Annotated in this window: 24 protein-coding genes; 12 read left to right on the top strand and 12 right to left on the bottom strand. The window is 30.2% G+C overall.

The window, feature by feature from the left end; translation table 11 throughout:
* The first annotated feature begins 2 nt into the window (after positions 1-2).
* Positions 3-857, top strand: a complete 855-nt coding sequence (locus ACTTA8_RS00855; RefSeq protein ID WP_440653830.1) for an ABC transporter permease — start codon at positions 3-5, stop codon at positions 855-857.
* A 2-nt stretch (positions 858-859) separates the two neighbouring features.
* Here the strand turns inward: ACTTA8_RS00855 and ACTTA8_RS00860 are convergent, their stop codons facing one another.
* On the bottom strand, positions 860-1987 hold the full coding sequence (locus ACTTA8_RS00860; protein WP_440653832.1) for a thiolase family protein: 1128 nt from the start codon (positions 1985-1987) through the stop codon (positions 860-862).
* Between the two features lie 105 nt (positions 1988-2092).
* On the opposite strand from ACTTA8_RS00860, the gene ACTTA8_RS00865 reads away from it, so the two are divergent.
* Positions 2093-4315: a 3-hydroxyacyl-CoA dehydrogenase NAD-binding domain-containing protein gene (locus tag ACTTA8_RS00865; RefSeq protein WP_440653834.1), complete on the top strand. Its 2223-nt coding sequence runs from the start codon at positions 2093-2095 to the stop codon at positions 4313-4315.
* On the opposite strand, the gene ACTTA8_RS00870 is transcribed toward ACTTA8_RS00865, so the two are convergent.
* Both ACTTA8_RS00870 and ACTTA8_RS00875 read right to left on the bottom strand, forming a co-directional pair.
* The gene (locus ACTTA8_RS00870) at positions 4308-4958 is read right to left on the bottom strand and encodes a peptidylprolyl isomerase (RefSeq protein WP_440653835.1); all 651 of its coding nucleotides are present in this window, start codon (positions 4956-4958) and stop codon (positions 4308-4310) included. The genes ACTTA8_RS00865 and ACTTA8_RS00870 overlap by 8 nt on opposite strands.
* Positions 4955-5683 (bottom strand): putative zinc-binding metallopeptidase, encoded by a 729-nt coding sequence (locus tag ACTTA8_RS00875; protein WP_440653837.1) that lies wholly within the window; start codon positions 5681-5683, stop codon positions 4955-4957. Before ACTTA8_RS00875 ends, ACTTA8_RS00870 begins: the two co-directional genes overlap by 4 nt.
* A gap of 53 nt (positions 5684-5736) precedes the next feature.
* On the opposite strand from ACTTA8_RS00875, the gene speB reads away from it, so the two are divergent.
* Positions 5737-6696 (top strand): agmatinase, encoded by a 960-nt coding sequence (speB, locus tag ACTTA8_RS00880; RefSeq protein ID WP_440653839.1) that lies wholly within the window; start codon positions 5737-5739, stop codon positions 6694-6696.
* A gap of 20 nt (positions 6697-6716) precedes the next feature.
* Positions 6717-8150, top strand: a complete 1434-nt coding sequence (locus tag ACTTA8_RS00885) for an aldehyde dehydrogenase family protein (RefSeq protein WP_440653841.1) — start codon at positions 6717-6719, stop codon at positions 8148-8150.
* On the opposite strand, the gene argE is transcribed toward ACTTA8_RS00885, so the two are convergent.
* Entirely contained in the window at positions 8147-9325 is a 1179-nt protein-coding gene (gene argE / locus ACTTA8_RS00890) for an acetylornithine deacetylase (RefSeq protein WP_440653843.1), read from the bottom strand. The genes ACTTA8_RS00885 and argE overlap by 4 nt on opposite strands.
* A 27-nt stretch (positions 9326-9352) precedes the next feature.
* Between argE and ACTTA8_RS00895 the strand changes: the two genes are divergently transcribed.
* The 8 genes from ACTTA8_RS00895 to ACTTA8_RS00930 are packed head-to-tail and all read left to right on the top strand — an operon-like array spanning position 9353 to position 16805.
* The gene (locus ACTTA8_RS00895) at positions 9353-9694 is read left to right on the top strand and encodes a tRNA-binding protein (RefSeq protein WP_440655459.1); all 342 of its coding nucleotides are present in this window, start codon (positions 9353-9355) and stop codon (positions 9692-9694) included.
* Positions 9695-9696: 2 nt separating this feature from the next.
* Positions 9697-10290: a LysE family translocator gene (locus ACTTA8_RS00900; protein WP_440653845.1), complete on the top strand. Its 594-nt coding sequence runs from the start codon at positions 9697-9699 to the stop codon at positions 10288-10290.
* A gap of 3 nt (positions 10291-10293) precedes the next feature.
* Positions 10294-12963 carry an aconitate hydratase AcnA gene (gene acnA / locus ACTTA8_RS00905; protein ID WP_440653847.1) on the top strand — a complete coding sequence of 890 codons (2670 nt, stop codon included), beginning with the start codon at positions 10294-10296 and terminating at the stop codon, positions 12961-12963.
* Position 12964: 1 nt separating this feature from the next.
* On the top strand, positions 12965-13609 hold the full coding sequence (locus ACTTA8_RS00910; RefSeq protein WP_440653849.1) for a tetratricopeptide repeat protein: 645 nt from the start codon (positions 12965-12967) through the stop codon (positions 13607-13609).
* Positions 13602-14900: an outer membrane protein assembly factor BamB family protein gene (locus ACTTA8_RS00915; protein WP_440653851.1), complete on the top strand. Its 1299-nt coding sequence runs from the start codon at positions 13602-13604 to the stop codon at positions 14898-14900. The genes ACTTA8_RS00910 and ACTTA8_RS00915 overlap by 8 nt, the downstream gene beginning before the upstream one ends.
* A gap of 2 nt (positions 14901-14902) precedes the next feature.
* Positions 14903-15334 (top strand): hypothetical protein, encoded by a 432-nt coding sequence (locus ACTTA8_RS00920; RefSeq protein ID WP_262590382.1) that lies wholly within the window; start codon positions 14903-14905, stop codon positions 15332-15334.
* A complete protein-coding gene (gene zapE / locus ACTTA8_RS00925; protein ID WP_440653853.1) occupies positions 15334-16389 on the top strand; it encodes a cell division protein ZapE in 1056 nt (351 codons plus the stop codon). Before ACTTA8_RS00920 ends, zapE begins: the two co-directional genes overlap by 1 nt.
* Entirely contained in the window at positions 16386-16805 is a 420-nt protein-coding gene (locus ACTTA8_RS00930) for a secondary thiamine-phosphate synthase enzyme YjbQ (protein ID WP_440653855.1), read from the top strand. The genes zapE and ACTTA8_RS00930 overlap by 4 nt, the downstream gene beginning before the upstream one ends.
* A gap of 1 nt (position 16806) precedes the next feature.
* Here the strand turns inward: ACTTA8_RS00930 and ACTTA8_RS00935 are convergent, their stop codons facing one another.
* The 8 genes from ACTTA8_RS00935 to ACTTA8_RS00970 are packed head-to-tail and all read right to left on the bottom strand — an operon-like array spanning position 16807 to position 24052.
* Positions 16807-18228, bottom strand: a complete 1422-nt coding sequence (locus ACTTA8_RS00935; protein WP_440653857.1) for a cryptochrome/photolyase family protein — start codon at positions 18226-18228, stop codon at positions 16807-16809.
* Positions 18229-18233: 5 nt separating this feature from the next.
* Positions 18234-19364: a diaminopropionate ammonia-lyase gene (locus ACTTA8_RS00940; protein ID WP_440653859.1), complete on the bottom strand. Its 1131-nt coding sequence runs from the start codon at positions 19362-19364 to the stop codon at positions 18234-18236.
* Between the two features lie 3 nt (positions 19365-19367).
* Positions 19368-20693 (bottom strand): type III glutamate--ammonia ligase, encoded by a 1326-nt coding sequence (glnT, locus tag ACTTA8_RS00945; RefSeq protein WP_440618151.1) that lies wholly within the window; start codon positions 20691-20693, stop codon positions 19368-19370.
* Positions 20694-20727: 34 nt separating this feature from the next.
* Positions 20728-22035 (bottom strand): FMN-binding glutamate synthase family protein, encoded by a 1308-nt coding sequence (locus tag ACTTA8_RS00950; protein WP_440618152.1) that lies wholly within the window; start codon positions 22033-22035, stop codon positions 20728-20730.
* Positions 22036-22716 carry a protein glxC gene (locus ACTTA8_RS00955; RefSeq protein WP_440634354.1) on the bottom strand — a complete coding sequence of 227 codons (681 nt, stop codon included), beginning with the start codon at positions 22714-22716 and terminating at the stop codon, positions 22036-22038.
* Between the two features lie 3 nt (positions 22717-22719).
* Positions 22720-23598, bottom strand: coding sequence for a class II glutamine amidotransferase (locus ACTTA8_RS00960; protein WP_440634355.1), 879 nt, complete (start codon positions 23596-23598; stop codon positions 22720-22722).
* A gap of 13 nt (positions 23599-23611) precedes the next feature.
* Positions 23612-23764, bottom strand: coding sequence for a hypothetical protein (locus ACTTA8_RS00965; protein WP_440653861.1), 153 nt, complete (start codon positions 23762-23764; stop codon positions 23612-23614).
* 57 nt (positions 23765-23821) lie between these two features.
* The gene (locus tag ACTTA8_RS00970; RefSeq protein WP_440653862.1) at positions 23822-24052 is read right to left on the bottom strand and encodes a hypothetical protein; all 231 of its coding nucleotides are present in this window, start codon (positions 24050-24052) and stop codon (positions 23822-23824) included.
* Positions 24053-24056 lie beyond the last annotated feature (4 nt).

Raw genomic sequence — 24056 nt, forward strand, 5'->3', positions numbered from 1 at the left:
ATATGGCATTACCAAGTTATACAGAAACACGTTATAGAATTTGGCATTATTTTTATTTAGCTATTTGTGCTTTTGTATTTTTCTTTTTAGTCGCGCCTCTATTTGTAATATTTCCATTATCATTTAATGCTGAGGAATTTTTAGTTTTTTCAGAAGGAATGAAAAATCTTGATCCTGATGCTTTTTCTTTACGATGGTATAAGGATATGGTTTATGGAACTAAAAACCCATGGGGATTAGCTGCAAAAAATAGTTTTATAATTGCAATATTTGCTACAATAGGTTCAATAATATTGGGAACATTAGCTGCACTAGGTTTGAGCAGTAGGCACATGCCTTATAAAGGAATTATAATGGCAACTCTTATTTCTCCTATGATTGTTCCATTAATTATATCAGGTGTTGCAATATTCTTTTTCATGGCAAAAGTTGGTTTAGCAGCTACACATACAGGAATAGTGTTTGCTCACATAATACTAGGAACTCCATTTGTTGTAATTACAGTGACAGCAACACTATCTGGATTTGATCATAGTGTAACAAGAGCAGCAGCTAGTTTAGGGAGTAACCCTGTAAACACGTTCATGAAAATTACTCTTCCTTTAATATTACCAGGAGTAATATCAGGTGGATTATTTGCATTTGTAACTTCATTTGATGAAGTGGTTGTAGTTTTATTTCTTGCTGGTTTAGAAAATACTACAATTCCAGTACAGATGTGGACTGGTCTAAGAGAACAGTTAAGTCCAACAATTTTAGCTGTTGCAACATGTTTAATTATTCTTTCGACTTTAATCTTGATTAGTGCAGAATTATTAAGAAGAAGATCTGAGAGATTAAGAGGAATAAATAGATAAAATTAAATTGCTTCAATTATTGTTGCAATTCCCATTCCTAAACCAATACATTGAGTAGCAAGAGCGTATTTTTTATTTTCTCTTTTCAAAAGTTGTGCAGCTTTTCCTGTTATCCTTGTACCTGTTGCGCCTAAAGGATGTCCTAAAGCAATTGCTCCACCATCCAAATTTACTTTATTAATATCTATTTCTAAATCTTTGATACAAGCTAGTGATTGAGATGCGAAAGCTTCATTTAGCTCCACAATATCAATGTCTTTTATTGAAAGTTTAGCTCTTTCTAAAGCTTTTTTGGTCGCTGAAATTGGCCCTAACCCCATATAGTTTGGATCACATCCTTCAACAGCAGTAGATTTTATTCTCCCAAGAATTTCTAAACCATTCTCTTTTGCAAAATTTTCTTCACATATTAGAGTTGCAGCAGCTCCATCAGTTAGAGGAGACGAAGTTGCAGCTGTTACAGTTCCATTTTGATCAAACACCAACTTTAAACTATCTAATTTTTCCATTGTGCTATTAGGTCTTATATTTTCATCTAATTCACAATCACCTATTTTAGTAATCTCGTTTTTAAATTTATTTTTTTGTTGTGCTTCATTTGCTTTTCTATGACTTTCTAAAGCAAACTCTTGTTGCTTAGTTCTTGAAATATTATATTTTTTTGCAACATTCTCAGCAGTAATTCCCATTGATAAATATAAATGTGGATTTTGTTTTGCTTCATCAGAATAAGGGTAGGGTAAAGGATCAAAGCCAGTTCTTACTCTTGTCATGCTTTCAACACCTCCACAAATAAATATCTTACCTGATCCCATTGCTATTTTTCCTGCAGCAATATGAATTGCCTCCATTGAAGATCCACACCATCTATCTACAGACATACCAGGAACTCTCATATCTAGATCTGATAAAAAAGTAACTAATCTTCCAATATTAAAACACTGTTCACCAACTTGAAAAGCACAACCAATAACAACATCATCAATTTCCTTTGGATTAATTTTTGATTGTGAAACAAGATTTTTAATTACTTCAGATAGTAAATTAACTGGTTTTACATCTATTAATTTCCCTTTATTTGCCATTGCAAAAGGTGATCTGGAGTAACCAGCTATTACTGAATTGTACATTTTTCTCTTTAATATTGTGTTAATTTATATAGCTTACCAATTTAATTAATCAGGAAATTTGTCTTATTTCAAGTTTTTGATTAATTCAATAGAAGTTTATTTATTATGGATATTAAAAAAGTAGTTGTTATTGGATCTGGTACAATGGGTAGTGGAATTGCAGCGCACCTGTGTAATGCAAATGTCCCTGTAACTCTTTTAGATTTAACAACAGAAATATCTGAAAAAGCTAGAGACAGAATTTACAAATCAAGACCTCCATTACTTTTAGATAAAACTAAAATTGAAAATATTAAAGTTGGAAATATTAATGATAATTTTGATGTAGTAAAAGAAGCTGATTGGGTTGTTGAGGCTGTTGTTGAAAGAATTGATATAAAGCACAATATTTATGAAAAAATATTTAAGAATAGAAAACATGGAGCAATTGTTTCATCAAACACATCATCTATCCCAATTAAAGTTTTGTCAGAAAAATTAACTGAAGAAGAAAAAAAGGATTTTTGTATAACTCACTTCTTTAATCCAGTTAGATACATGGGATTATTAGAAATTGTAAAAAATGAAAATAATGATTTAAATAAAATCAATTCTCTTAAAAAATTTTGTGAAATTGAATTAGGCAAAGGTGTGATCGTTTGTAATGATACACCTGGTTTCTTAGGAAATAGAATAGGTGTTTATGCAATGCAGGTAGCAATGACTGAAGCATTTAGAATGAAATTATCAATTGAAGAAGCTGATGCAGTTTTTGGAAGACCAATGGGTATACCTAAAACAGGAGTTTTTGGCTTATATGACTTGATTGGAATTGATTTGATGGCTGATGTTTTAAAAAGCTTTATTAAAGAACTTTCTGATAATGATGAATTTCAAATTGTTGCAAAAGAAATACCACTTGTAAAAAAATTGATTGATACTGGTTACACTGGACGAAAAGGAAAAGGTGGTTTTTACAGAATGAATAAAAGTGGAAACCAAAAAATATTAGAAGCTATCAATTTAGAAACAGGCGAATATACAACCTCAAAAAAAATAGATTTAGGAGTTGAGACTGTAGATATTAATAATTTAATTAATCGAAAAGATAAATATGGAGAATATGCTTGGGAAGTAGTTTCTAAAATAATTAAATACGCGTCTTCTCTAGTTCCAGGAATTACAGATAAGTTAAATGATATAGATGAAGCAATGAGACTTGGTTTCAATTGGGCAATGGGTCCTTTTGAAATGTTAAAATCAATTGGAGTAGAAAACTTTTTTTCAAGGATAGATAATTTTGAAAATAATAAATTTTTAGAAAATTTATCTAAGTCAAAAGATGAAAACTTTTATGGAGATAGACAATTATATACTGATATTGAAACACTAGGAAAAATTAGACCAACAGCAATAAAAGTAGATAAAAATAATTCTGCTGAAATTCACCGTTTTAAAGATTTTAATATAGTCGAATTTACTACAAAAGCTTGTGCACTAGATTACGACTCAATGGATGCATTAAAAAATGCAACTGACAAACCACTTATTGTTATGAATGAAAGCATGCAATTTTCTGCAGGTGTGAATTTGAGTTATACGATGAATTTTGCAGATAAGAATGATTTCAAATCTATAGAAAAATTTATTAAATACTTTCAGGATACTTGCAAAACATTAAAATATTCAAAGTACCCAGTAGTTTCCGCACCTTCAGGTCTTACTTTAGGCGGTGGTTTTGAAGTTTTAGTTCAAAGTAACTTTGTTGCATCACACACAAATATTGTGGTTGGTCTTGTAGAAACAATTGTTGGATTAGTGCCAGCTGGAGGTGGATGTAAAGAAATGTTATGGAGATGGTCACAAACAGAAGAAGCAAAATCTGATCCTGATTATGCTCCTCTAAAAGTTTTCGATATCATTGGATACGCAAAAACTGCAACTTCCCCTGTAGAAGCAGAGCCTTTAAAATATTTAAAACCTGAGGATAGAAAAATCATGAATAGAAACAGTCTTTTTGAGGAGGCTAGAAAACTTATCCATGAAAACAACGATTTTGTTCCTCCAGAAGAGTGCAAATTTAATCTATCAGGCAAACCTTTGAAAGAAAAGATGATTAAAGTTTTAGAGAAATTATATAATGATAAAATAATATTAGATCATGGAATGCATGTTGGAACTGAACTTGCAAATGTTTTAAGTGGTGGTGATACAAATTTAGATAAAACTTTATCAGAAGATGATCTTTATAAGTTAGAGTTAGATTCTTTTATGAGATTGATAGAAACCAAACAAACTCAAGATAGAATTAAACATACTCTTTCAACCGGAAAACCTTTAGTTAATTAGTCTCTAACATTCTAAAAGTGTTTATATAATCAGGTCTAAGTACATAGATTGCTTTATTCCCTGTTTTAATTTTCTTAAGAATATCTAGACCAAACTTTACTTTTCCAAGTGGAGTGTATTCTCCTTGATAAATTGGGATATCTTTCAAGGTAATAAAAAATTCACTATCTTCAGAGTCAAATTCTGTTGATCTTGCAAAACTGACACTACCTTCAGTAAATTCAAAATCGTCACTAAGTTCTGATTTCAATAATCCCAATCCTGATTTTCCACTTCCAATTTTTGAGTAATCTAAATATTTAATATTCCCAAATTCAATATCACCAGCTTGAACTAAAGTATTTTCAACAACTTTATAGAATGCCGAACCATCATACATTTTTTTTTCAATTAGCGTTTTAAATCTTTCAACCGCTTTAGGAGAGATTTCAGGATATAACTCAATGATAACATTTCCACATTCTAAATTCATTACAGCGATATTATTTGGGTTCTTAAAGTTTAATTTTTTTAAATCATTGTTGTCTATAAATAGACATTTATTTTTTAATAAAAAAAAAGATGAAAAAGCAGAAACGGCTAAGACTATTAAAAAAATAAATAAAATTTTTTCTGATTTTGATGCCTTAATTGTTTTAATCATAAAATATTTTCATCTATTTTAGATATATTTAATTTAATAAAATTAACCTTATTATTTAATATAGTGTCGTTTTTTATTTTCTCTTCAATCAAATTTTTATTAACCATTAAAAAAGAAAAGATTTCAGCCATATCTTCTGATGGAATTGATTTGGAATATTCTGTTAAAAAACCATTGGTATTTTTATATAAATCTAAATTTAATCTATCTGAGCAAGTGGAACATTCAGCGTATTTAAAATCAGAATTATTAAATAAAGAAAATTTTTGATCATTAAAATCATCCTCATAACTATTTTGAATCATGTGGAAAATCTCATGATGAATCATTCTTTCAAAATATTTTCCGTTAAAGTTTATGTCTAAAATTAAAGTTCTATTTTTATTATCTGGTATTCCGCCAGTATTGATGTTCGAAATAAATAAACCTTCACAAAATACAACATATTTTAAATTTATTTTTTTAAGAAATTTAGAATTGTATCTTTTAATATTTCTCTCAATTGTTGGAAATTTTGTATTAAGATTTTCTTTATTTGTCTTATTGCAAGTAATGTTGTCATCTACTCCTATTTTAAAATCTCCTTTTGCATTTAAATAACGGATATTGTTCTTATTTTTTAGTTTATAGATTTCCAAGTTAGGAATTTTGATTAGATTGTATATTTCATCAGCATTTACCTGTGAAAACTGAAATATTAAGATGAATAAAATAATAATTTTCATTAATTTATTATAGACGAATTAGATTAGATAATATTATCTTAGATTATTAAAAAATGACAAAAGAAAGAAATAAAAATCCTATTCAACCAGTAAGTGGAACAAAAGTGCCTCGATATGCTGGTCCAAGTACTTTTGCAAGATTACCAGAATTAAGAGATGTCGAGAGCTGTGATGTAGCGATTGTTGGTGTTCCGTTTGATGCTGGAACCAGTTATAGACCAGGAGCTAGATTTGGTCCTCAGAGTATAAGACAAGCATCTAGACATTTAAGAACAAATTATCATCCAAGTTATGATGTGGAACCTTTTAAAATTCAACAAGTTGCAGATGCAGGAGATATTTCGTGTAATCCATTTAGCATTGATGAAGCTATTAAACAAATAGAAGAGGGAGCAACTGATCTATTAAACAAAGTAGGTGGAATAATTAGTTTAGGTGGCGATCATACAATTGCAGTGCCATTATTAAGAGCAATTAATAAAAAAAATAAAGGACCAGTTTCTCTAGTTCATTTTGATGCTCACTTAGATACTTGGGATACTTATTTCGGCGCTCCATATACACATGGAACTCCATTTAGAAGAGCAAGAGAAGAAGGTTTATTTTTAGATGATGCTTCAATGCATGTGGGAATAAGAGGACCTCTTTACAGCAGAGATGATTTAAAAAATGATGAAAGTTTTGGTTTTAAAATAATTCACTGTGATGAATTTCAAACTGAAGGAACAGATAAAATTGCAGAAAGAATTAGAAAAAGAGTCGGAGATAATCCACTTTATTTATCTATAGATATTGATGTTTTGGATCCCGCATTTGCACCTGGTACAGGAACGCCAGAAATTGCAGGAATGACAACTAGAGAAATGGTAAATGTATTAAGGGGTTTGTCTGGATTAAATTTAGTTTCAGCTGATGTAGTAGAAGTTTCACCAGCATATGATCATGCTGAAGTTACATCTCTTGCAGCTGCAACAATAGTTTACGAATTAACAAATTTATTTGCAAAATCATAAGGAAAGGATAATTTTAAATCATGTTAGATAAAAAAAATTTTTATATTAATGGTGCTTGGGTTAAACCAAACAGCGCTGAAGAAATTAAAGTAATCGATCCAGCTACAGAAGATAACTGTGCTGTAATTACTTTGGGAAATAAAGCAGATGTTGATCTAGCAGTTAGTGCAGCAAAAGATGCTTATGAGTCTTGGGCTTTTTCCTCTAAAGAAGAAAGAATTGCATTATTAGAAAAACTTTATGAAAATTATAAGAAAAGATGGGCAGATATTGCAGAAGCCATAACTCTTGAAATGGGTGCACCAAAAGATTTTGCTACAAAATTACAAGCAGGAACAGGAGCAAGTCATATTAAATCATTTATCAGATATTTGAAAAATTTCGAATTTGAAAAACCTTTGGGAGAGCACGCTCCTAACCAAAGATTAATATATGAACCCAAAGGTGTTTGTGCATTAATAACACCTTGGAATTGGCCAATGAACCAAGTTTGTTTAAAAGTAATGCCAGCAATTGCTGCAGGTTGCACAATGGTTTTAAAACCATCAGAATTAGCGCCACTTTCATCAATGATACTTGCTGAAATTATTGATGAGGTAAAATTTCCAAAAGGTGTGTTTAATTTAGTTAATGGTGATGGAGCAACAACAGGTGATGCTCTTACAAGCCATCCAGATATTAATATGATTTCTTTCACAGGCTCAACAAGAGCTGGAGCTTTGATTTCTCAAAATGCTGCTAAAGATTTTAAAAGAGTAAGCTTAGAGCTAGGTGGTAAAGGGGCAAATATAATTTTTAAAGATGCTGATCCAGAAGCAATTGAAAGAGGTGCTTTAAGATGTTTTAGAAATTCTGGACAATCTTGTAACGCTCCAACAAGAATGTTGGTTGAAAAATCAATGTATGATGAAGCTATAGAGAGATTAAAAAAATATACTGAAAATTTTGAAGTGGGTGATCCTAAAAAAGAAGGAGAGCACATAGGTCCGGTTATTTCAGAAACTCAATACAATAAAATTCAAACTTTAATTCAAAAAGGTATTGATGAAGGAGCAAAATTAGTTGCTGGAGGAACAGGCAAACCTGATGGATTAGATAAAGGTTACTTTGTTAAACCAACTGTTTTTGCAGATGTAAATAATGATATGGATGTTGCAAGAACTGAAATTTTTGGACCTGTTCTATCTGTTATCCCATTTGAAACAGAGGAAGAAGCAATTAAAATTGCAAATGACACTTCATATGGATTAACAAACTATATTCAAACTCAAGACTCTGAAAAAGTTCAAAGAGTTGCCAGAAAATTAAGATCTGGAATGGTAGATGTTAATGGAGCTGGTATTGCTGTTGATGCACCATTTGGAGGTTTCAAACATTCTGGTATCGGTAGAGAAGCTGGCGAACATGGCTTAGAAGAATTTTTAGAGGTGAAAGCAGTAGGTGGTTGGAGTTAATTTACCGATTTATCTTTTACACCTTCTAAAAATTTAAGGCATTTTTTCATTTCGTTTAATTCTATAAACTCATCAATTTTGTGAGCTTGTTCTATGGATCCAGGTCCACAAACAACTGTACTAATACCTAGTTCTTGAAATAAACCAGCCTCCGTTCCAAAAGAAACTACTTCTCTTGAATTATCACCAGTTATATTTGATACAAATTCACATGCCTCAGACTCATTTAACCTATTAAACCCAACTACTTCACCAATCGTTTCTTTTTTTATGTAAGAATCTGGAAATACTTTTTTCATTTCTGGTAACAGTACTTCATTTGCATATTTATCAATTTCATTTGTTACAAATTCTCCATCCTCTTTAACAACTGGCCTTGTTTCCCATTCAACACTACATTTGTCCGCAATGACATTATGAGCAATACCACCTTTAATACCTCCGATTGATAAAGTTGAATGTGGAGGGTCAAAAATACTATCTTCTTTAACTCGTTTTTTTAACTGTTCTCTTATTTCTAAAAGTTTTCCAACATACCTAGTAGCATATTCTGCAGCATTTACTCCTAAATGTGGTTTTGAACTATGTCCTGCTAGCCCTCCAAAGTGAACTGTGTATTCATTCATACCTTTGTGAGCATCTATTATTTTCATTGTAGTTGGTTCACCAATTATACAAATTCCATTTTTGATATCTCTTTTTTTTAACTCCTCTATCAACAGAGGAGCGCCAATACATGCAGTCTCTTCATCAAAAGTGTAACAGAAATGTAAGTCTCTATCTAAATTACTTTCTTTAAAAATTGGTGCATAAGCAAGTGTGCATGCAATAAAACCTTTCATGTCACATGATCCCCTTCCATAAAGTTTATCGTTTTTAATTGTTGCAACAAATGGATCACTGCTCCAACCTTTAGAGACTGGAACTACATCAGTGTGTCCTGATAGAATAATTGGTTTTTTTGAACTTTGATTTTTTGCTTTTAAAGTTCCAAAGAGATTAACTCTTTTTTTATCATCATCGTAAACTTTGAAAGTATTTATTCCGATATTATTTAAAATTTTTTCACAATAATCAATCAAATTACTATTATCTTGGCCTGAGATAGTTTTAAACGCAATTAAGTCAGTTAAAATCTTGATTGATTTTTCATATAAATTGTTATCTATACTCATAAACTTAAAACACTATATTATATTATGATTAAAGAGCAAATTACCTATGACATTTTTGACAAAGCAGATATTAGAGTTGGTACTGTAATTTCAGTTAAAAAAAATGAAAAGGCTAGAAAACCATCTTTAGTGGTTGAAGTAGATTTTGGAAGTGAAATTGGTATCAAACAATCATCAGCTCAAATTACTCATTATTATAATGAGGAGAATTTAAAAGGAAAGCAAGTCATTGCAGTTTGTAATTTTCCTGAGAAAAATATTGCTGGTGTAGTTTCACAAGTATTAGTTTTAGGAGCAATAGATGCTGAAGGGAAAGTTACTTTAGTACACCCATCACAAAAAGCTGAGAATGGTTTACCAATTGCCTAGTAATGCATCCTGAAATTCTCTCGATAACTTTATTTGGAATTGTTGCTGCATTTACACCTGGTCCTAATAACTTTGTTGCTTTTTATTCTGGTTTTAACTTTGGTATAGTTAGAACACTTCCACATATAATTGGGGTTACTCTTGGTTTTCCCTTTTTATTATTATGCCTAGCTTTAGGTTTGATAAATATATTTAAGCTTTATCCTTTAATTCAAGAAATATTAAAATATTTAGGAACTCTATTTTTGATTTATTTAGCTTATAAAATTTCTTTTTCAGGTCCATCAAACCAAGAAAATAAAAATAAAAATCCGATTAAATTTCATGAAACTTTTATCTTTCAGTTTTTAAATCCTAAAGGTGTAATTGCATCTATAATTCTTGTATCAACCTATATAAATCCAGGTGAAACATTTGTGAGTTATACGACTCAAATTTTTGTTATGGCTTTACTAGTTTCAGTAACGAGCATAACTCTTTGGACATTTTTGGGTAAATTCTTTAGGAAATTTGCGACAAATCAGAAATTTATTAATTATTTTAATTATGCTATGTCACTGCTTCTTTTAACAAGCATAATAACTTTTTATTTATAAAATATGACACCAGGAAACAAAAATTCTTATAATTCTCTTAAAAAAATTAATATCAACAACAAAGAGTATAATTATTATTCATTAAGCGAAGCAGAAAAAAATGGGCTAGATGGAATTAATAAACTTCCAAAATCTCTAAAAGTTTTATTAGAAAATTTATTAAGATACGAAGATGATTTGAGTGTTACAAAATCTCAAATAGAAGCAATTAAAAATTGGCTGGAAACAAAAAAATCAAAAACTGAAATTGCCTATAGACCTGCAAGAGTTTTGCTTCAAGATTATACAGGAATTCCTGCTGTTGCAGATTTAGCTGCAATGAGAGAGGCTGTTAAAGAAAAAAATAAAGATCCCAATACAATCAATCCATTATCAGCAGTTGATCTTGTAATTGATCATTCTGTTCAAGTTGATCAATCTGCAAAAGCAGATTCATTTGAAAAAAACGTAGATATAGAATTCAATAGAAATGGTGAGAGATATTCATTTTTAAAATGGGGACAACAAGCTTTTGATAATTTTAGAATTGTCCCTCCAGGAACAGGAATTTGTCATCAGGTAAATTTAGAATACTTATCTAAAGTAGTTTGGTCTGAAGAATTTAAAGGTGAGAAATATATATTTCCAGATACACTTGTCGGCACAGACAGCCATACAACGATGGTTAATGGACTTTCTGTTTTAGGCTGGGGAGTAGGAGGTATTGAAGCAGAAGCAGGAATGTTAGGCCAACCTATATCTATGTTGATACCTGAAGTGATTGGTTTTGAAGTTAAAAATAAAATGCCCGAAGGTACGACGGCAACAGATCTTGTTTTAACAGTGGTTAAAATGTTAAGAGATAAAGGTGTTGTTGGAAAATTTGTAGAATTTTATGGAGATGGATTAAAAAATCTAACTCTTGCAGATAGAGCAACTATTGCAAATATGGCTCCAGAATACGGTGCTACCTGTGGTTTTTTTCCAATAGATGATGAAACTTTAAAATATTTAAAATTTTCAGGAAGAGATCAGCACACTGTTGAAGTAGTTGAAAAATATGCAAAAGAACAAGGGTTATGGGCAAGTAATGATTTAGAATTTACTGATGTAATTTCATTAGACATGTCTACAGTTGTACCAACTATTTCTGGGCCAAAAAGACCTCAAGATAAAGTTTTGTTAACTGATGCACCAACTTCATTTAAAAAAGTTTTATCTGAAGCAACTAATAAAGATAAAAAATCAATATCAAAAGTTTCAAATACTGATTATGAAATTCAAGATGGTTCAATTTTAATTGCTGCAATAACTTCATGTACCAATACTTCAAATCCAAATGTTTTAATTGGAGCAGGTTTGCTTGCAAAAAAAGCTGTTGAGTATGGATTAGAAGTTAAACCATGGGTTAAAACATCATTAGCACCTGGATCTCAAGTAGTGACTGACTATTTAGAAAAAGCTGGTTTAAATACTTATTTAGATCAATTAGGTTTTAATTTAGTTGGATACGGATGCACTACTTGTATTGGAAACTCAGGACCATTACCTGAAAATATAGTAGAGGCAATCCAAAAAGAAAATATTCACGCTGTTTCTGTACTATCAGGAAATAGAAATTTTGAAGGAAGAATTTCCCCACATATTAAAGCAAACTATTTAGCTTCTCCACCATTGGTGGTTGCTTATGCAATTGCTGGGCACATGGAGTTTGATTTATACAAAGATTCTCTTGGAAAAAGTAAAGATGGGAAAGATATTTTTTTAAAAGATATTTGGCCATCAAATCAAGAAATAGAAGATACTTTAAAACAATCTTTGAATGCTGATATGTTTATTCAAAGATACTCAAATGTTTCTGATGGTCCTACTCAATGGCAACAAATTAAAACTGAAAAAAGCAGTATTTACAAATGGGATGAAGGTTCAACTTATGTAAAAAAACCTCCATTCTTTGAAGGTTTGTCTGATGAACCAGAAGGATTTAAAGAAATTAAAGATGCAAGACCGTTATTAATATTAGGTGATATGATAACAACAGATCACATTTCACCAGCTGGAAGCATACAAAAAGATAGTCCAACTGGAGAATATTTTATGGAACATCAAATTTTACCTAAAGATTATAATTCTTATGGCTCAAGAAGAGGGAATCATGAAGTTATGATGAGAGGAACTTTTGCAAATATTAGAATTAGAAATGAAATGGCACCAGGAACCGAAGGTGGATTTACAAAATTATATCCTGAAGAAAAAGTAATGCCTGTTTATGATGCAGTTGTTGAGTATAAAAAAAGAGGAACTGATTTAGTCGTTATAGGTGGTAAAGAATATGGAACAGGCTCTTCAAGAGATTGGGCTGCTAAAGGAACTAAACTTTTAGGAGTAAAAGCAGTTATTGCTGAAAGCTTTGAAAGAATTCATAGATCAAATTTAATTGGAATGGGAATTTTACCGCTGCAATTTAAAGATGGAGAAAACAGAAAAAGTTTAAATTTAGTTGGCTCTGAACTAATAAGTGTAGTTGATATTGAAAAAGGCATAAATCCTTCTGATGAAGTTACTATAGAAATCAAATATATCTCTGGAGAAATTAAAAAAGTGAAGACTTTATCTAGAATAGATACTAAAAATGAGTTGGAATATTATAAAAATGGAGGAATTCTCCAATATGTGCTAAGGAACATGATTTGATATGGATGAAGATTTATCAATAATAAATGCAAATACTAGAAACGAAAAAATTAAGAATTTTTTTGTTAATAACAAAAAGGTTCTAATTTCTTCAGTTGTTGTTTTAGTTTTGGTTGTAATAGGTGTTTACAGTTACGATAAATACACAACTGATAAAAAAAGACAGATATCTGACAATTTTAATGCAATTACTATTGATCATTCTGAAAGTGCTAAAGAGACAACTTTAAATAAATTATTGGAGATAATTAATCAAAAAGATCCAACTTATTCTCCACTCTCTCTTTATTTTATAATTGATAACAATCTCCTTTCTGATCAAAGCGAGGTTAATAAATTATTTGATGTCATAATCGATGAAACATCACTAGATAAAGAAATTAAAAATTTAGTTATCTATAAAAAAGCACTATTTAATGCAGATCAGGCAAATGAAGCTGATTTACTAAATATGCTAAATCCATTAATTAATTCAGAAAGTGTATGGAAATCACACGCATTATACTTAATGGCCGAATATTTTTATGCTCAAGATCAAAAACAAAAAGCAAAAGAATTTTTTCAACAAATAACGACTTTAGAAAATCCAAATCCAGATATAAGAATAGAATCAGAGAAAAGATTAAACAGAGATTTGAGTGATTAGACTATTAGCATTATTTATTACATTTTTTCTTCTAAATAATTGTTCTTTCAATGAAAATTCAAGAATTTGGAAAGATAAGGAAAAAGATTTATCAGAAAAAGAAAATGTAAAAAAAATATTTGCAGAGGAAGAGGTAAAAGCCTCTGAATTTAATCAAGAAGTTAAACTTGATTTATCTGGATTAAGAACAACCAACAAAATAATAGATAATACCAATAATTACGGCGCCCAAAGCTATGAAGGCCAATTAGAAAAAATAGGTAATTTTAAATTTTCAAAGTTAGATGAAATAAATAATCTTAATTACAAACCAATTTTTTTATCAGATGGATTAATTTTCTTTGATAAAAAGGGCACAATTATTAGATACGATAATAATAAAAAAGTGTTATGGAAAAAAAACCATTACACCAAGTCAGAAAAAAAATTAAGTCCAAAGTTAAATTTTGCGATAAAAGAAAATAATATATTCATTACAGACAGTATTGCTAAATATTATTCGATTAATATTCGAACTGGTGAATTGAATTGGTCAAAAAATAATACCTATCCATTTAATTCAGATATCAAAAGTTACAAAAACAAAATTTTTGTCGTTGATTATAAAAATACTTTGAGATGCTATAAAATTGAAGATGGATCTGAATGTTGGAATTTACAAACAGAAGATTCTTTTACTATATCAAATGCAAAATATTCATTAATTGTAATTGATGAAATGATAGTGTTTAGTAACTCAATCGGAGATATCACAGCAGTTGATATTGAAACTGGATTAATTACTTGGCAATTACCAACTCAAAGCAGTAGCATCATCAATGAAACTTACAACTTTAAAATATCAAAATTAGTATCGGATGGAAAATCCATATTTTTTTCAAATAATAAAAATGAATTTTACTCGGTGGATGTAAAAACAGGTGTAGTTAATTGGATAAATGATTTAAATTCAAATGTTACTCCTATAATTACTGGTAATTTGATTTTTACAGTTTCGAATGATGGTTACTTGTATGTAGTTGAAAAAAACAAAGGCAACATAATTAGAATTACAGATCTTTTTAAAAATTATAAAATTAAAAAAAGAAAAGAAATTGAACCAGTTGGTTTTGTTATAGGTAATACCAATCTATATTTAACAAATTCTGATGGAAAAATAATAATTGCTGATTTAAGTAAAGGAAAAGTTTTAAATGTAGAAAAAGTTTCTAGAGACATTGTTTCGGAACCATTTATATTTAATAATAATTTGTATGTAATTAGAAACGGTTCTATCTTACAATACAATTAAATATGATCTTGAAATTTTTAGAAAAGATCGGAAGAAAAAAAGTAGTTCTAGATAGAGGACCATCACACCCCAAATTTGATCAAGCAAAACCGTGGATGAATAGATATTATGTGATATTCAGAAATAGACCAAAGTGGTTTCCGTTTAATATATTGATTCATGAAATGTTAGATGATGATCATGGTGATGGGGTGCATAACCATTTATGCCCATACATTACTATAATATTAAGAGGAGGGTACTGGGAAACAACAAAAAATGGAAGATTTTGGAGAAAGCCAGGATACATTGGTTTTAGATCAGCGAATGCTTTTCATAGAGTTGATTTAGAACCAGGCACAAAACCAATGACAATATTTATTCCAGGACCATTTGGTTTACGAAAAGGACCACGATCAGAATATGGTATTGATTTTAAAACTAAAAGAAGTTGATGGCCTTACCTTTTGAAAAAAAATTTATATCTCACTGTAAAAAACAAAATTTAGAAATTAATCCTAGTCAGATAGATTTAGTTAAAAAATTACAAGAATACAATGAGGGTAATTTCCAATCATTAATATCAAAAATTTTTCAAAGCCAATCTTTTAAAAAGGGGTTTTACTTATACGGAGATGTTGGTGTAGGCAAAACAATGATTTTAGATTTCTTTTTTGATCAATTAGATCATAAGAAATTAAGGTTACATTTTAATGAGTTTATGTTGAGTTTTCATAATTTTGTTCACGAAAGAAAAGGTAGTAATCAAGAAAATATTATTAATGAATTTGTTAAAGATTTAAAATCAAAAGCATTCATAATTTACTTTGATGAGTTTCAAGTAACCAACATTGTTGATGCTATGATTTTAGGAAAATTATTTGATCAAATCTTTAAAGAAGATATAAAAATAATTGTAACTTCCAATACTAAAATCTCTGAGCTTTACAAAGATGGTCTTCAAAGAGATCAGTTCAAACCATTTATAAAAATAATGGAGGATCAATCTTTTCAATACGAACTTGTAATTGATGATGACTATAGAAAATCTAATAATTCTCAACATAGATACTTTTTTCCACTTGATGAAGAAACCAATTTTAAAATAAATAAATTTTTTAGAACTATTACTAAAGATAAAAATAAAACTGAGAAAATAATTAATGTAAAAGGAAGAAATTTTAAAATAGAAAATTTTTATGAAGGCGTGGCTAGATTTGATTTTAAAACATTATGTGATCAGAATTTAGGTGCAGAAGATTATTTAGAAATTATTAAAAATTGTGTTTTTATAGTAGTCGATCAAATACCACAGTTTGATAATTTTAATTCTAACCAACAACAAAGATTTATAACTTTATTAGATATAATTTATGATAATAGTGTTCCAATTGCAGTAACAGCTAATCAAAGTTTGGATAAATTTACATCATCAAAACTATTAGAAAAACCATTTGAAAGAACAATCAGTAGATTATACGAATTAACATCTAAAGTGATAAATTCATGAAACAAGAATTTTTTAGTCTTCAAATAAACACAAATGGTCAAAAGTTATATGAATTTACAGATCAAACTCTTAATTGGATAAATGAAAATAATTTTAAGAATGGAATTTTAAATTTAAGTATTCAGCATACAAGTGCGTCTTTAATTGTACAGGAGAATGCCGACCCAGATGTACAAACTGATTTGATTAAATATTTTGATAAGTTAGCACCAATGGATAATTCGCTTTATGTTCATACAACTGAGGGTAAAGATGATATGCCAGCTCATATAAAATCTGCATTAACGAATAATCAAATTTCTCTTAGTATTAAAAATAAAGAATTATTGTTGGGAACTTGGCAAGGTCTCTATCTGTTTGAACATAGATTAGAGTCTCAAAAAAGATCTATAATTCATCATTTTTTGGGAGAATAAGTTATTTTTTCTTCAGAGATTGAAATGCGTCCAATGCAGCAGCTCTTGCTTTTTCATGAATAACTATTGGTTGTGGATAGTCTTTACCTATAATTGTTTTAATAGCCTCTTGATATTTGATTTCCATTTCCCAAGGTTTGTGAATAAATTTTGCAGGAACTTTATTTAATTCAGGAATCCATTTTTTTACATAAGTTCCTTCCTTGTCAAATTTTTCACCCTGAAGAATAGGATTAAAAATTCTAAAGTATGGCGCAGCATCAGCTCCACAACCTGCAACCCATTGCCATTGTGCAACGTTATTAGCTTTATTAAAATCAAGTAAGCAATTTCTAAAATGCTTCTCTCCCTCTATCCAATTAATTCTCAAATGTTTTACCAAAAAGGATCCTACAACCATTCTAATTCTATTATGCATCCATCCAGTTTCGTATAATTCTCTCATACCAGCATCAACTATTGGATACCCTGTCATACCTTTTTTCCATGCTTTCAAAAATTTTTCATTTTTAGCCCATGGGAATTTGTCAAATTCTTTTCGAAAGTTACCTTTTAAGAATTCAGGAAAATAATTAATTAGACTATGAGAAAATTCTCTCCAACCAAGTTCATTTATATATTTTCTATATCCTATTCCTTTTGATTTGAGCTCATTACATTTTTTCCAAATTGTATTCACATTAATTTGACCAAATTTTAAATATGGGGATAACCTAGACGTTCCATTTATGGAAGGTATATCTCTATTAGTCCCATAATCTTTAATTTTATTTTCTAACAAATCTTTTAAAATTTTTTGAGAATCATTTTCAGAAACTTTCCAATATTTATCAAATTTTTCATACCATTTTTTATTTGGTAAAATATTTTTGAGATCTAGAGAATTCTTAAAAAAATTGATGGCTTTAGTTTTCTTTTTTACAGTGTAATTTTTACTTGGAGGTTGATTTAGATAAATTTGTTCAGCAGTTCTCCAGAAAGGTGTAAATACTTTAAATGGTGTACCATCATTTTTAGTTACTTCTTGAAATTCATTCAAAATATTTCCTTTAAAATATTTGTATTCTATTTCATTTTTTATAAATAGATCTCTTATTTTTTTTCCTTTAGATATAACATCTGGTTCATAAATTTTATTCCAATAGATGCATACATCATCTTTTTTTTTAAGCTTTGAAAAAATATCTAACTCATTACCTTTTAAAATTTCTAGATTGATTTTAAATTTTGAAAGTTCTGTTTTTATTGACTCTAATGATTTAAATAACCACCATTTCTGAGCTTCTCTTCTATTATCAAACTCTTTATTGTTATAAATATATAACGCAACCACATTCTCATGATTATTAGTTGCAAAGGAAAGAGCTGGATTATTATCAATTCTAAAATCTTCTCTAATCCAAAATATTCCAGTGCTTTTCATTATAATTATTTTTGATTTACTAATTTTTGATACATTTCTTGGTCGGTATCGCCCTCACAACCAAAAATTAATACATTAGAATTTTCATTAAGCTCAATTTTTGTCTTAATCGTTTCATCTTCGCAGCTTGCAATTAAACTAATTACACCTGGCGCAGCATTTTCACCTGCTACTATACTCTCTTCACTAAAGATTGCATTTCCAAGTAATTTCATAGTTTTTGCAATATCATCATCAGGTAAACTTATACAGTGTTTAACTGAGTTTTTTAAGATTTCCCATGGCACAAGTGACACTTCTCCACACGACATTCCGCCCATTAAACTTTCTCGTTTAATATCAATTTTTTCAATTTTTCCAGTTTTAATACTTTCCATTACGCAAGCTGCACTATCTGGTTCTACAACAATTATTGTTGGAATATTATCTAGGTATCTCGCTATCCCAGCTACCATTGCACCAGCCATACCACCGACTCCAGCTTGTAGAATAATATGAGAAATTTTTTCATTTTTAATTTGTTCAGCTATTTCCTTCATCATTACTGAATAACCAGCCATTGTATACTTAGGCACTAGCATATAATCTTTCCAAGCAACATCCTGAACTATTTGCCAATTATTTTCTGTAGATTGTTTTATACATTCAATCAAAGAATTTTCGTAATTGCCTTTAACTTTTATAACTTCTGCACCAAGTGCTTCCATAGCTTTGCCTCTTGCATCACTTACAAATTCACTTATGAAAATTTTACATTTTAAACCTAATCTTTTTGCACCCCAAGCAACAGATCTACCATGGTTTCCAGCTGTAGCAGTCGCTACGACTATTTCTTTATTTCCTTTAGTAACTTTTTCAACAGCATAAGCTCCTCCTAGTGCTTTGAAGGATTTTAAATTAAATCTTTTATTTTCGTCTTTATAAAAAATATTTTTTAAATTTAATTCTTTTGTTAATTTGTTTAATTTAATTAAGGGTGTGGGGGAGTATCCTTCCCATTTTGAGATAGAATTGTAAGCATCATCCAGGTCTTTTGAGGTTAATGAATTTAAAATTTGATCTTTATCAAATGAATATTTTTTATTATCTACAAATTCAGTTAATTTCCATTGATGACCATTAGATAAAACAGTCATTTTTTAACAATCTAAGGTATTGTCTTTTTCCCACTTAGTTACAGGTTTTCTCTTATTAAAAGTTGATGAGCTTTTGAAATTTTTAATTTCAGATCTTTTTAATTTTGTATAGCTAGCAATAACATCTTTACCAAAAGCATTTGATAGGGATTTGCTCTTTTCAAGCATTTTTATGGCTTGTTCAATATCGTTAGGTAATTTTTTTAAATTAGGATATTTTTTAAAATCTTCATACATGTTGCAGTGAAGTGGTTTTCCTGGATTTAGCTTTTTATTTATACCTTCTAGACCAGCAGCAATTATTCCTGCTTGTAACAAATAAGGGTTAGCAGACCCATCCATTAATCTTAATTCAAATCTTCCTTGATCCGGTATTCTGATCATATGAGTTCTATTATTACCTGTATAGGAAATACTGCTTGGTGACCAAGTTGCACCAGATTTTGTTGGTGGTGCATTAATTCTTCTGTAGCTATTTATTGTTGGATTAAAAAAAGCAGACAAAGCTTGAGTGTTATTCATTATACCACCTAAAAAATTGTAGGCTAATTTACTAAGCCCAAGATCATCTTTTTTATCTAAGAATTTATTATTTTTTCCATTCCATACTGATACATGTGCATGGCAACCATTACCTGTTAAATTATGAAAAGGTTTTGGCATGAATGTTGCTCTTAAACCATGTTTTTCGGCTAAACTTTTAACCATATACTTAAAGAATACATGCCTATCTGCTGTGACAAGTGAATCTGAATAATCCCAATTCATTTCGAATTGACCGTTTGCGTCTTCATGGTCATTTTGATATGGCTTCCATCCCATAGCAAGCATACAATCACAAATCTCTTTGATTAATTCATATCTTCTCATTAATGCAGACTGGTCATAGCAAGGTTTAGACTGGATATCTCTTCCATCAGCTATTGAATTTCCATCTTCTGATATTAAAAAGTATTCACACTCAACACCTGATTTCATTTGTAATTTTTTTTGAGACATTTTTTTAATTTGCTCTTTAAGCATTACTCTTGGTGATGCCTTTACTGGTTTACCATCCATATATAAATCTGATGCTAACCAACCAACTTCTTTATTCCATGGCAATTGAATTAAACTGTCTGGATCAGGCACACCGAACATGTCACTATCAGCTGGTGTCATATCTAGCCATGTTGCAAATCCAGCAAATCCTGCACCATTTTTTTGCATTTCACCAATTGCTTGGGCAGGGACTAATTTTGATCTCAGAACTCCAAATAGATCTACAAAACTAATTAAAAAATATTTTATTTTTTTTTGCTTTGCAATTTGAGATAAATTTTTTGGCATAATTAATCCTACTTGTTTAAAAAGTTGAATTCAATTATTTTTTTCCTGGTATCCAATCTGTACCAGCTAATGGAACCCTTGCCATTGCTGCAGCTTCAACAGTTAGGGCCGCCAAATCCTCAGGTTCTAAGTTTCTTACATCTGATTTTCCATTAGCTCTTGCCAATGTTTGCAACTCTAAAGTTAAAGTTGTTAAATAATTCTTAATTCTTTTTCCACCTTCTACTGGGTCTAATCTTTTTTCTAATTTAGGATCTTGTGTTGCAACTCCAACCGGACACTTACCTGTATGACAATGGTGACAATATCCAGGTTCAGTTCCTAGTTTTTTATAATCATCAACGTACAATTCTGCATTACAATTTAGAGCCATCATTGCTGCTGACCCAATAGATACAGCGTCAGCACCCAATGCCATTGCTTTTGCAACATCAGCCCCAGTTCTTATTCCTCCAGATACAATTAATTGAACCTTTCTATGCATATTTAATTCTTTAAGTGCATCAACTGCTTCTCTTAAAGCTCCTAAAGTTGGAATTCCAACGTGTTCTATAAATACATCTTGAGTAGCTGCAGTTCCTCCTTGCATTCCGTCTAACACCACTACATCTGCACCAGCTTTTACTGCCAATGTTGTATCGTAATAAGGTCTAGCTGCACCTACTTTAATATAAATTGGTTTTTCCCAATTAGTTATTTCTCTTAATTCTTGAATTTTAATTTCAAGGTCATCAGGACCTGTCCAATCAGGATGTCTACATGCACTTCTTTGATCTATACCCTCAGGTAAAGTTCTCATACCTGCAACTCTTTTATTAATTTTTTGACCAAGTAGCATTCCACCACCACCAGGTTTAGCACCTTGACCAACAACAACCTCAATAGCGTCAGCTTTTCTTAGATCGTCTGGATTCATTCCGTATCTTGATGGTAATAACTGATAAACTAAATATTTTGATGAACCTCTTTCTTCTTTAGTCATACCACCATCACCTGTTGTAGTAGAAGTTCCCATTGCAGAAGCACCTCTCCCTAGAGCTTCCTTCGCATTTGCTCCTAAGGCCCCAAAACTCATTCCAGCAATTGTAATTGGAATGTTTAATTCAATCGGTTTTTTAGCAAATCTATCACCTAAGACTACTGAGGTATTGCAAGTTTCTCTGTAACCTTCTAGTGGATATCTTGACATTGATGCTCCTAAAAAAACTAAATCATCAAAATCTGGAACTTTACGTTTAGCTCCTAAACCTCTTATTTGATAAATTCCCTCATTAGCTGCTCTTTGTATCTCTTTAATAGTTGAGCTTGGAAATGTTTTAAATTCTTTTAGATTTTTTTTCATTTAATAAGATCCCACATTATCAATTTTAAAATTATATAATTTTCTAGCTGATCCGTATCTTTTAAAAGTTTTAGGATCTTCTGAAATATTAAGTTTTTTAAATAGTTTACTTAATTCATCTATATTTTTTTTATCCATTTTCTTTTCAACACAATCTGCACCTAGGCTTTTAACTTTACCTTTTACAAATATTTTAGCTTCATAAATAGAGTCCCCCAGGTCAGAATCTGCATCCCCCATGACCACAAGATTTCCTTTTTGCGCCATAAATGCTGACATATGACCAACAGAACCCTTCACAACAATATCAATACCTTTCATTGATATTCCACATCTAGAGCTTGCATCACCTTCAATAACCAATACTCCTCCATGACCTGTTGCACCTGCAGATTGAGATGCATTTCCTTTTACAACAACTTGACCTGACATCATGTTTTCAGCAACGCCAGTTCCTACATTTCCCTCAACTGTAATATTTGCTTTTTGATTCATACCAGCACAGTAATATCCAGTATGTCCTTTAATTTTAATATCTATATCATCTTTTAATCCTGCACATATAGCGTGTTGCCCTTGAGGATTTAAAATTTCAAATTTTCTATTATTTTTTTTTCGATCAATATTTTGTAGATGATTATTAACTTCTCTAAGTGTTTTTTTATTTAAATCAAACTTCATATTTTACCAGTGATAAACCACACCAGGTTTTGGTTCAAAAATTTTAGCTGAGTTTACATTTGGAAGATGAGCCATAGCTTGAAATTCTGATGCGACTGCAACATAATCTTTTGTTTCAGCAACAACTGCTGGCTTGCAAGCGATTTCATCTCTTAACAATGCAAAGCCATTTTTTGTTCCTGCTATAAATGTATAAAAACCATCAAGATCTTTTAAACTATTTTTTAAAGTCTTTTCTAAATCTTTTCCTTTTGATATTTGATTTGAAATATATCCTGCTGCAACCTCAGTATCATTTTCTGAATTAAAATTTTGACCTTCTTTAATTAGTGATCTTCTTACATTGTTATGGTTTGACAAAGAACCATTGTGCACTAAACATTCATCTTCTGATGTAGAGTAGGGATGAGACCCTTCAGTCGTGATTGCACTTTCAGTTGCCATTCTAGTATGTCCAATTCCATGTGTTCCAGAAAAAGAGGAAAGTTTAAATTTTTTAACTACATCTTTAGGATTTCCAGTTTGCTTAAAAATATTAATACTTTTTCCGTAACCAACCAAAGAAACTTCAGGTATTTTTTCTTTTAGTAAATTTAGAGTTTTAGAGGGTTTCTCTCTTGTTTCTAAAACCACATGATCTGAGTAGTTATTTAATTTTATTCCTTTTAGATATTTGGATATTTTTTTTTTAAATTCGCTGAATTCTAATTTGTTTAGACAAATTGAATATTTATAATTTTTATTATTTTCTTTGGTGTAAATTGCAAATCCTGCACTATCAGGTCCTCTTGTTGCCATACCATCTAGCATTCCAGATAAAAATTTACCTAAATGTTTTTCGTATTTTTTTGTTTTTAAATAAATTCCAACTATTCCACACATAATTTTCTTAAGATTATTTAAATAAAGATATTAAAAAATCCTTATAGTAGATTAGATTAACCACTACAATAATTATCACAGCAGCTATAACTCCGTATTTCGCCTTAGGAAAAGCTACCCCTCTCATTTTAGAAGGTCTCAATTCTTCATTATTTTGATCTGTCATAATTTTTCCCAAAAAAAAAGGCGCCACAAATTATGTGACGCCTTCTTTTAATTTTAATTACCAATCAGTAATATTGCTTTTATGGTCGTTAGCACCATGTTTCTTTTTAGCTAATCTTGAAAGTTCATCACTCTCAGATTTTGCAGTCAAGACATGCCAACCAATCCATAAGATTACAGCAATGATTACTAGTATTCCTTCACTAGATCCAGCACCAGGGTAAACAGCCCCAGCTACCTCTTCAGCTGGCTTGTTAAGGTGATCTATCCAGTTTGTTACTGTAGCCATATAT

This window comes from Candidatus Pelagibacter sp. HIMB1506 (assembly GCF_052047935.1).
In the GTDB taxonomy this organism is placed as follows: domain Bacteria; phylum Pseudomonadota; class Alphaproteobacteria; order Pelagibacterales; family Pelagibacteraceae; genus Pelagibacter.

Coding starts and splice junctions, on each gene's coding strand:
- ACTTA8_RS00870 (WP_440653835.1), bottom strand. CDS start 4,958: ATGATTAAAACAATTAAGGCATCAAAATCAGAAAAAATTTTATTTATT.
- ACTTA8_RS00885 (WP_440653841.1), top strand. CDS start 6,717: ATGTTAGATAAAAAAAATTTTTATATTAATGGTGCTTGGGTTAAACCA.
- ACTTA8_RS00935 (WP_440653857.1), bottom strand. CDS start 18,228: ATGAAAAGCACTGGAATATTTTGGATTAGAGAAGATTTTAGAATTGAT.
- ACTTA8_RS00960 (WP_440634355.1), bottom strand. CDS start 23,598: ATGTGTGGAATAGTTGGAATTTATTTAAAAACAAAAAAATACGAAAAA.
- ACTTA8_RS00860 (WP_440653832.1), bottom strand. CDS start 1,987: ATGTACAATTCAGTAATAGCTGGTTACTCCAGATCACCTTTTGCAATG.
- ACTTA8_RS00965 (WP_440653861.1), bottom strand. CDS start 23,764: ATGACAGATCAAAATAATGAAGAATTGAGACCTTCTAAAATGAGAGGG.
- ACTTA8_RS00930 (WP_440653855.1), top strand. CDS start 16,386: ATGAAACAAGAATTTTTTAGTCTTCAAATAAACACAAATGGTCAAAAG.
- zapE (WP_440653853.1), top strand. CDS start 15,334: ATGGCCTTACCTTTTGAAAAAAAATTTATATCTCACTGTAAAAAACAA.
- glnT (WP_440618151.1), bottom strand. CDS start 20,693: ATGCCAAAAAATTTATCTCAAATTGCAAAGCAAAAAAAAATAAAATAT.
- speB (WP_440653839.1), top strand. CDS start 5,737: ATGACAAAAGAAAGAAATAAAAATCCTATTCAACCAGTAAGTGGAACA.
- ACTTA8_RS00855 (WP_440653830.1), top strand. CDS start 3: ATGGCATTACCAAGTTATACAGAAACACGTTATAGAATTTGGCATTAT.
- ACTTA8_RS00875 (WP_440653837.1), bottom strand. CDS start 5,683: ATGAAAATTATTATTTTATTCATCTTAATATTTCAGTTTTCACAGGTA.
- ACTTA8_RS00920 (WP_262590382.1), top strand. CDS start 14,903: ATGATCTTGAAATTTTTAGAAAAGATCGGAAGAAAAAAAGTAGTTCTA.
- ACTTA8_RS00955 (WP_440634354.1), bottom strand. CDS start 22,716: ATGAAGTTTGATTTAAATAAAAAAACACTTAGAGAAGTTAATAATCAT.
- ACTTA8_RS00900 (WP_440653845.1), top strand. CDS start 9,697: ATGCATCCTGAAATTCTCTCGATAACTTTATTTGGAATTGTTGCTGCA.
- acnA (WP_440653847.1), top strand. CDS start 10,294: ATGACACCAGGAAACAAAAATTCTTATAATTCTCTTAAAAAAATTAAT.
- ACTTA8_RS00865 (WP_440653834.1), top strand. CDS start 2,093: ATGGATATTAAAAAAGTAGTTGTTATTGGATCTGGTACAATGGGTAGT.
- ACTTA8_RS00910 (WP_440653849.1), top strand. CDS start 12,965: ATGGATGAAGATTTATCAATAATAAATGCAAATACTAGAAACGAAAAA.
- argE (WP_440653843.1), bottom strand. CDS start 9,325: ATGAGTATAGATAACAATTTATATGAAAAATCAATCAAGATTTTAACT.
- ACTTA8_RS00940 (WP_440653859.1), bottom strand. CDS start 19,364: ATGACTGTTTTATCTAATGGTCATCAATGGAAATTAACTGAATTTGTA.
- ACTTA8_RS00950 (WP_440618152.1), bottom strand. CDS start 22,035: ATGAAAAAAAATCTAAAAGAATTTAAAACATTTCCAAGCTCAACTATT.
- ACTTA8_RS00970 (WP_440653862.1), bottom strand. CDS start 24,052: ATGGCTACAGTAACAAACTGGATAGATCACCTTAACAAGCCAGCTGAA.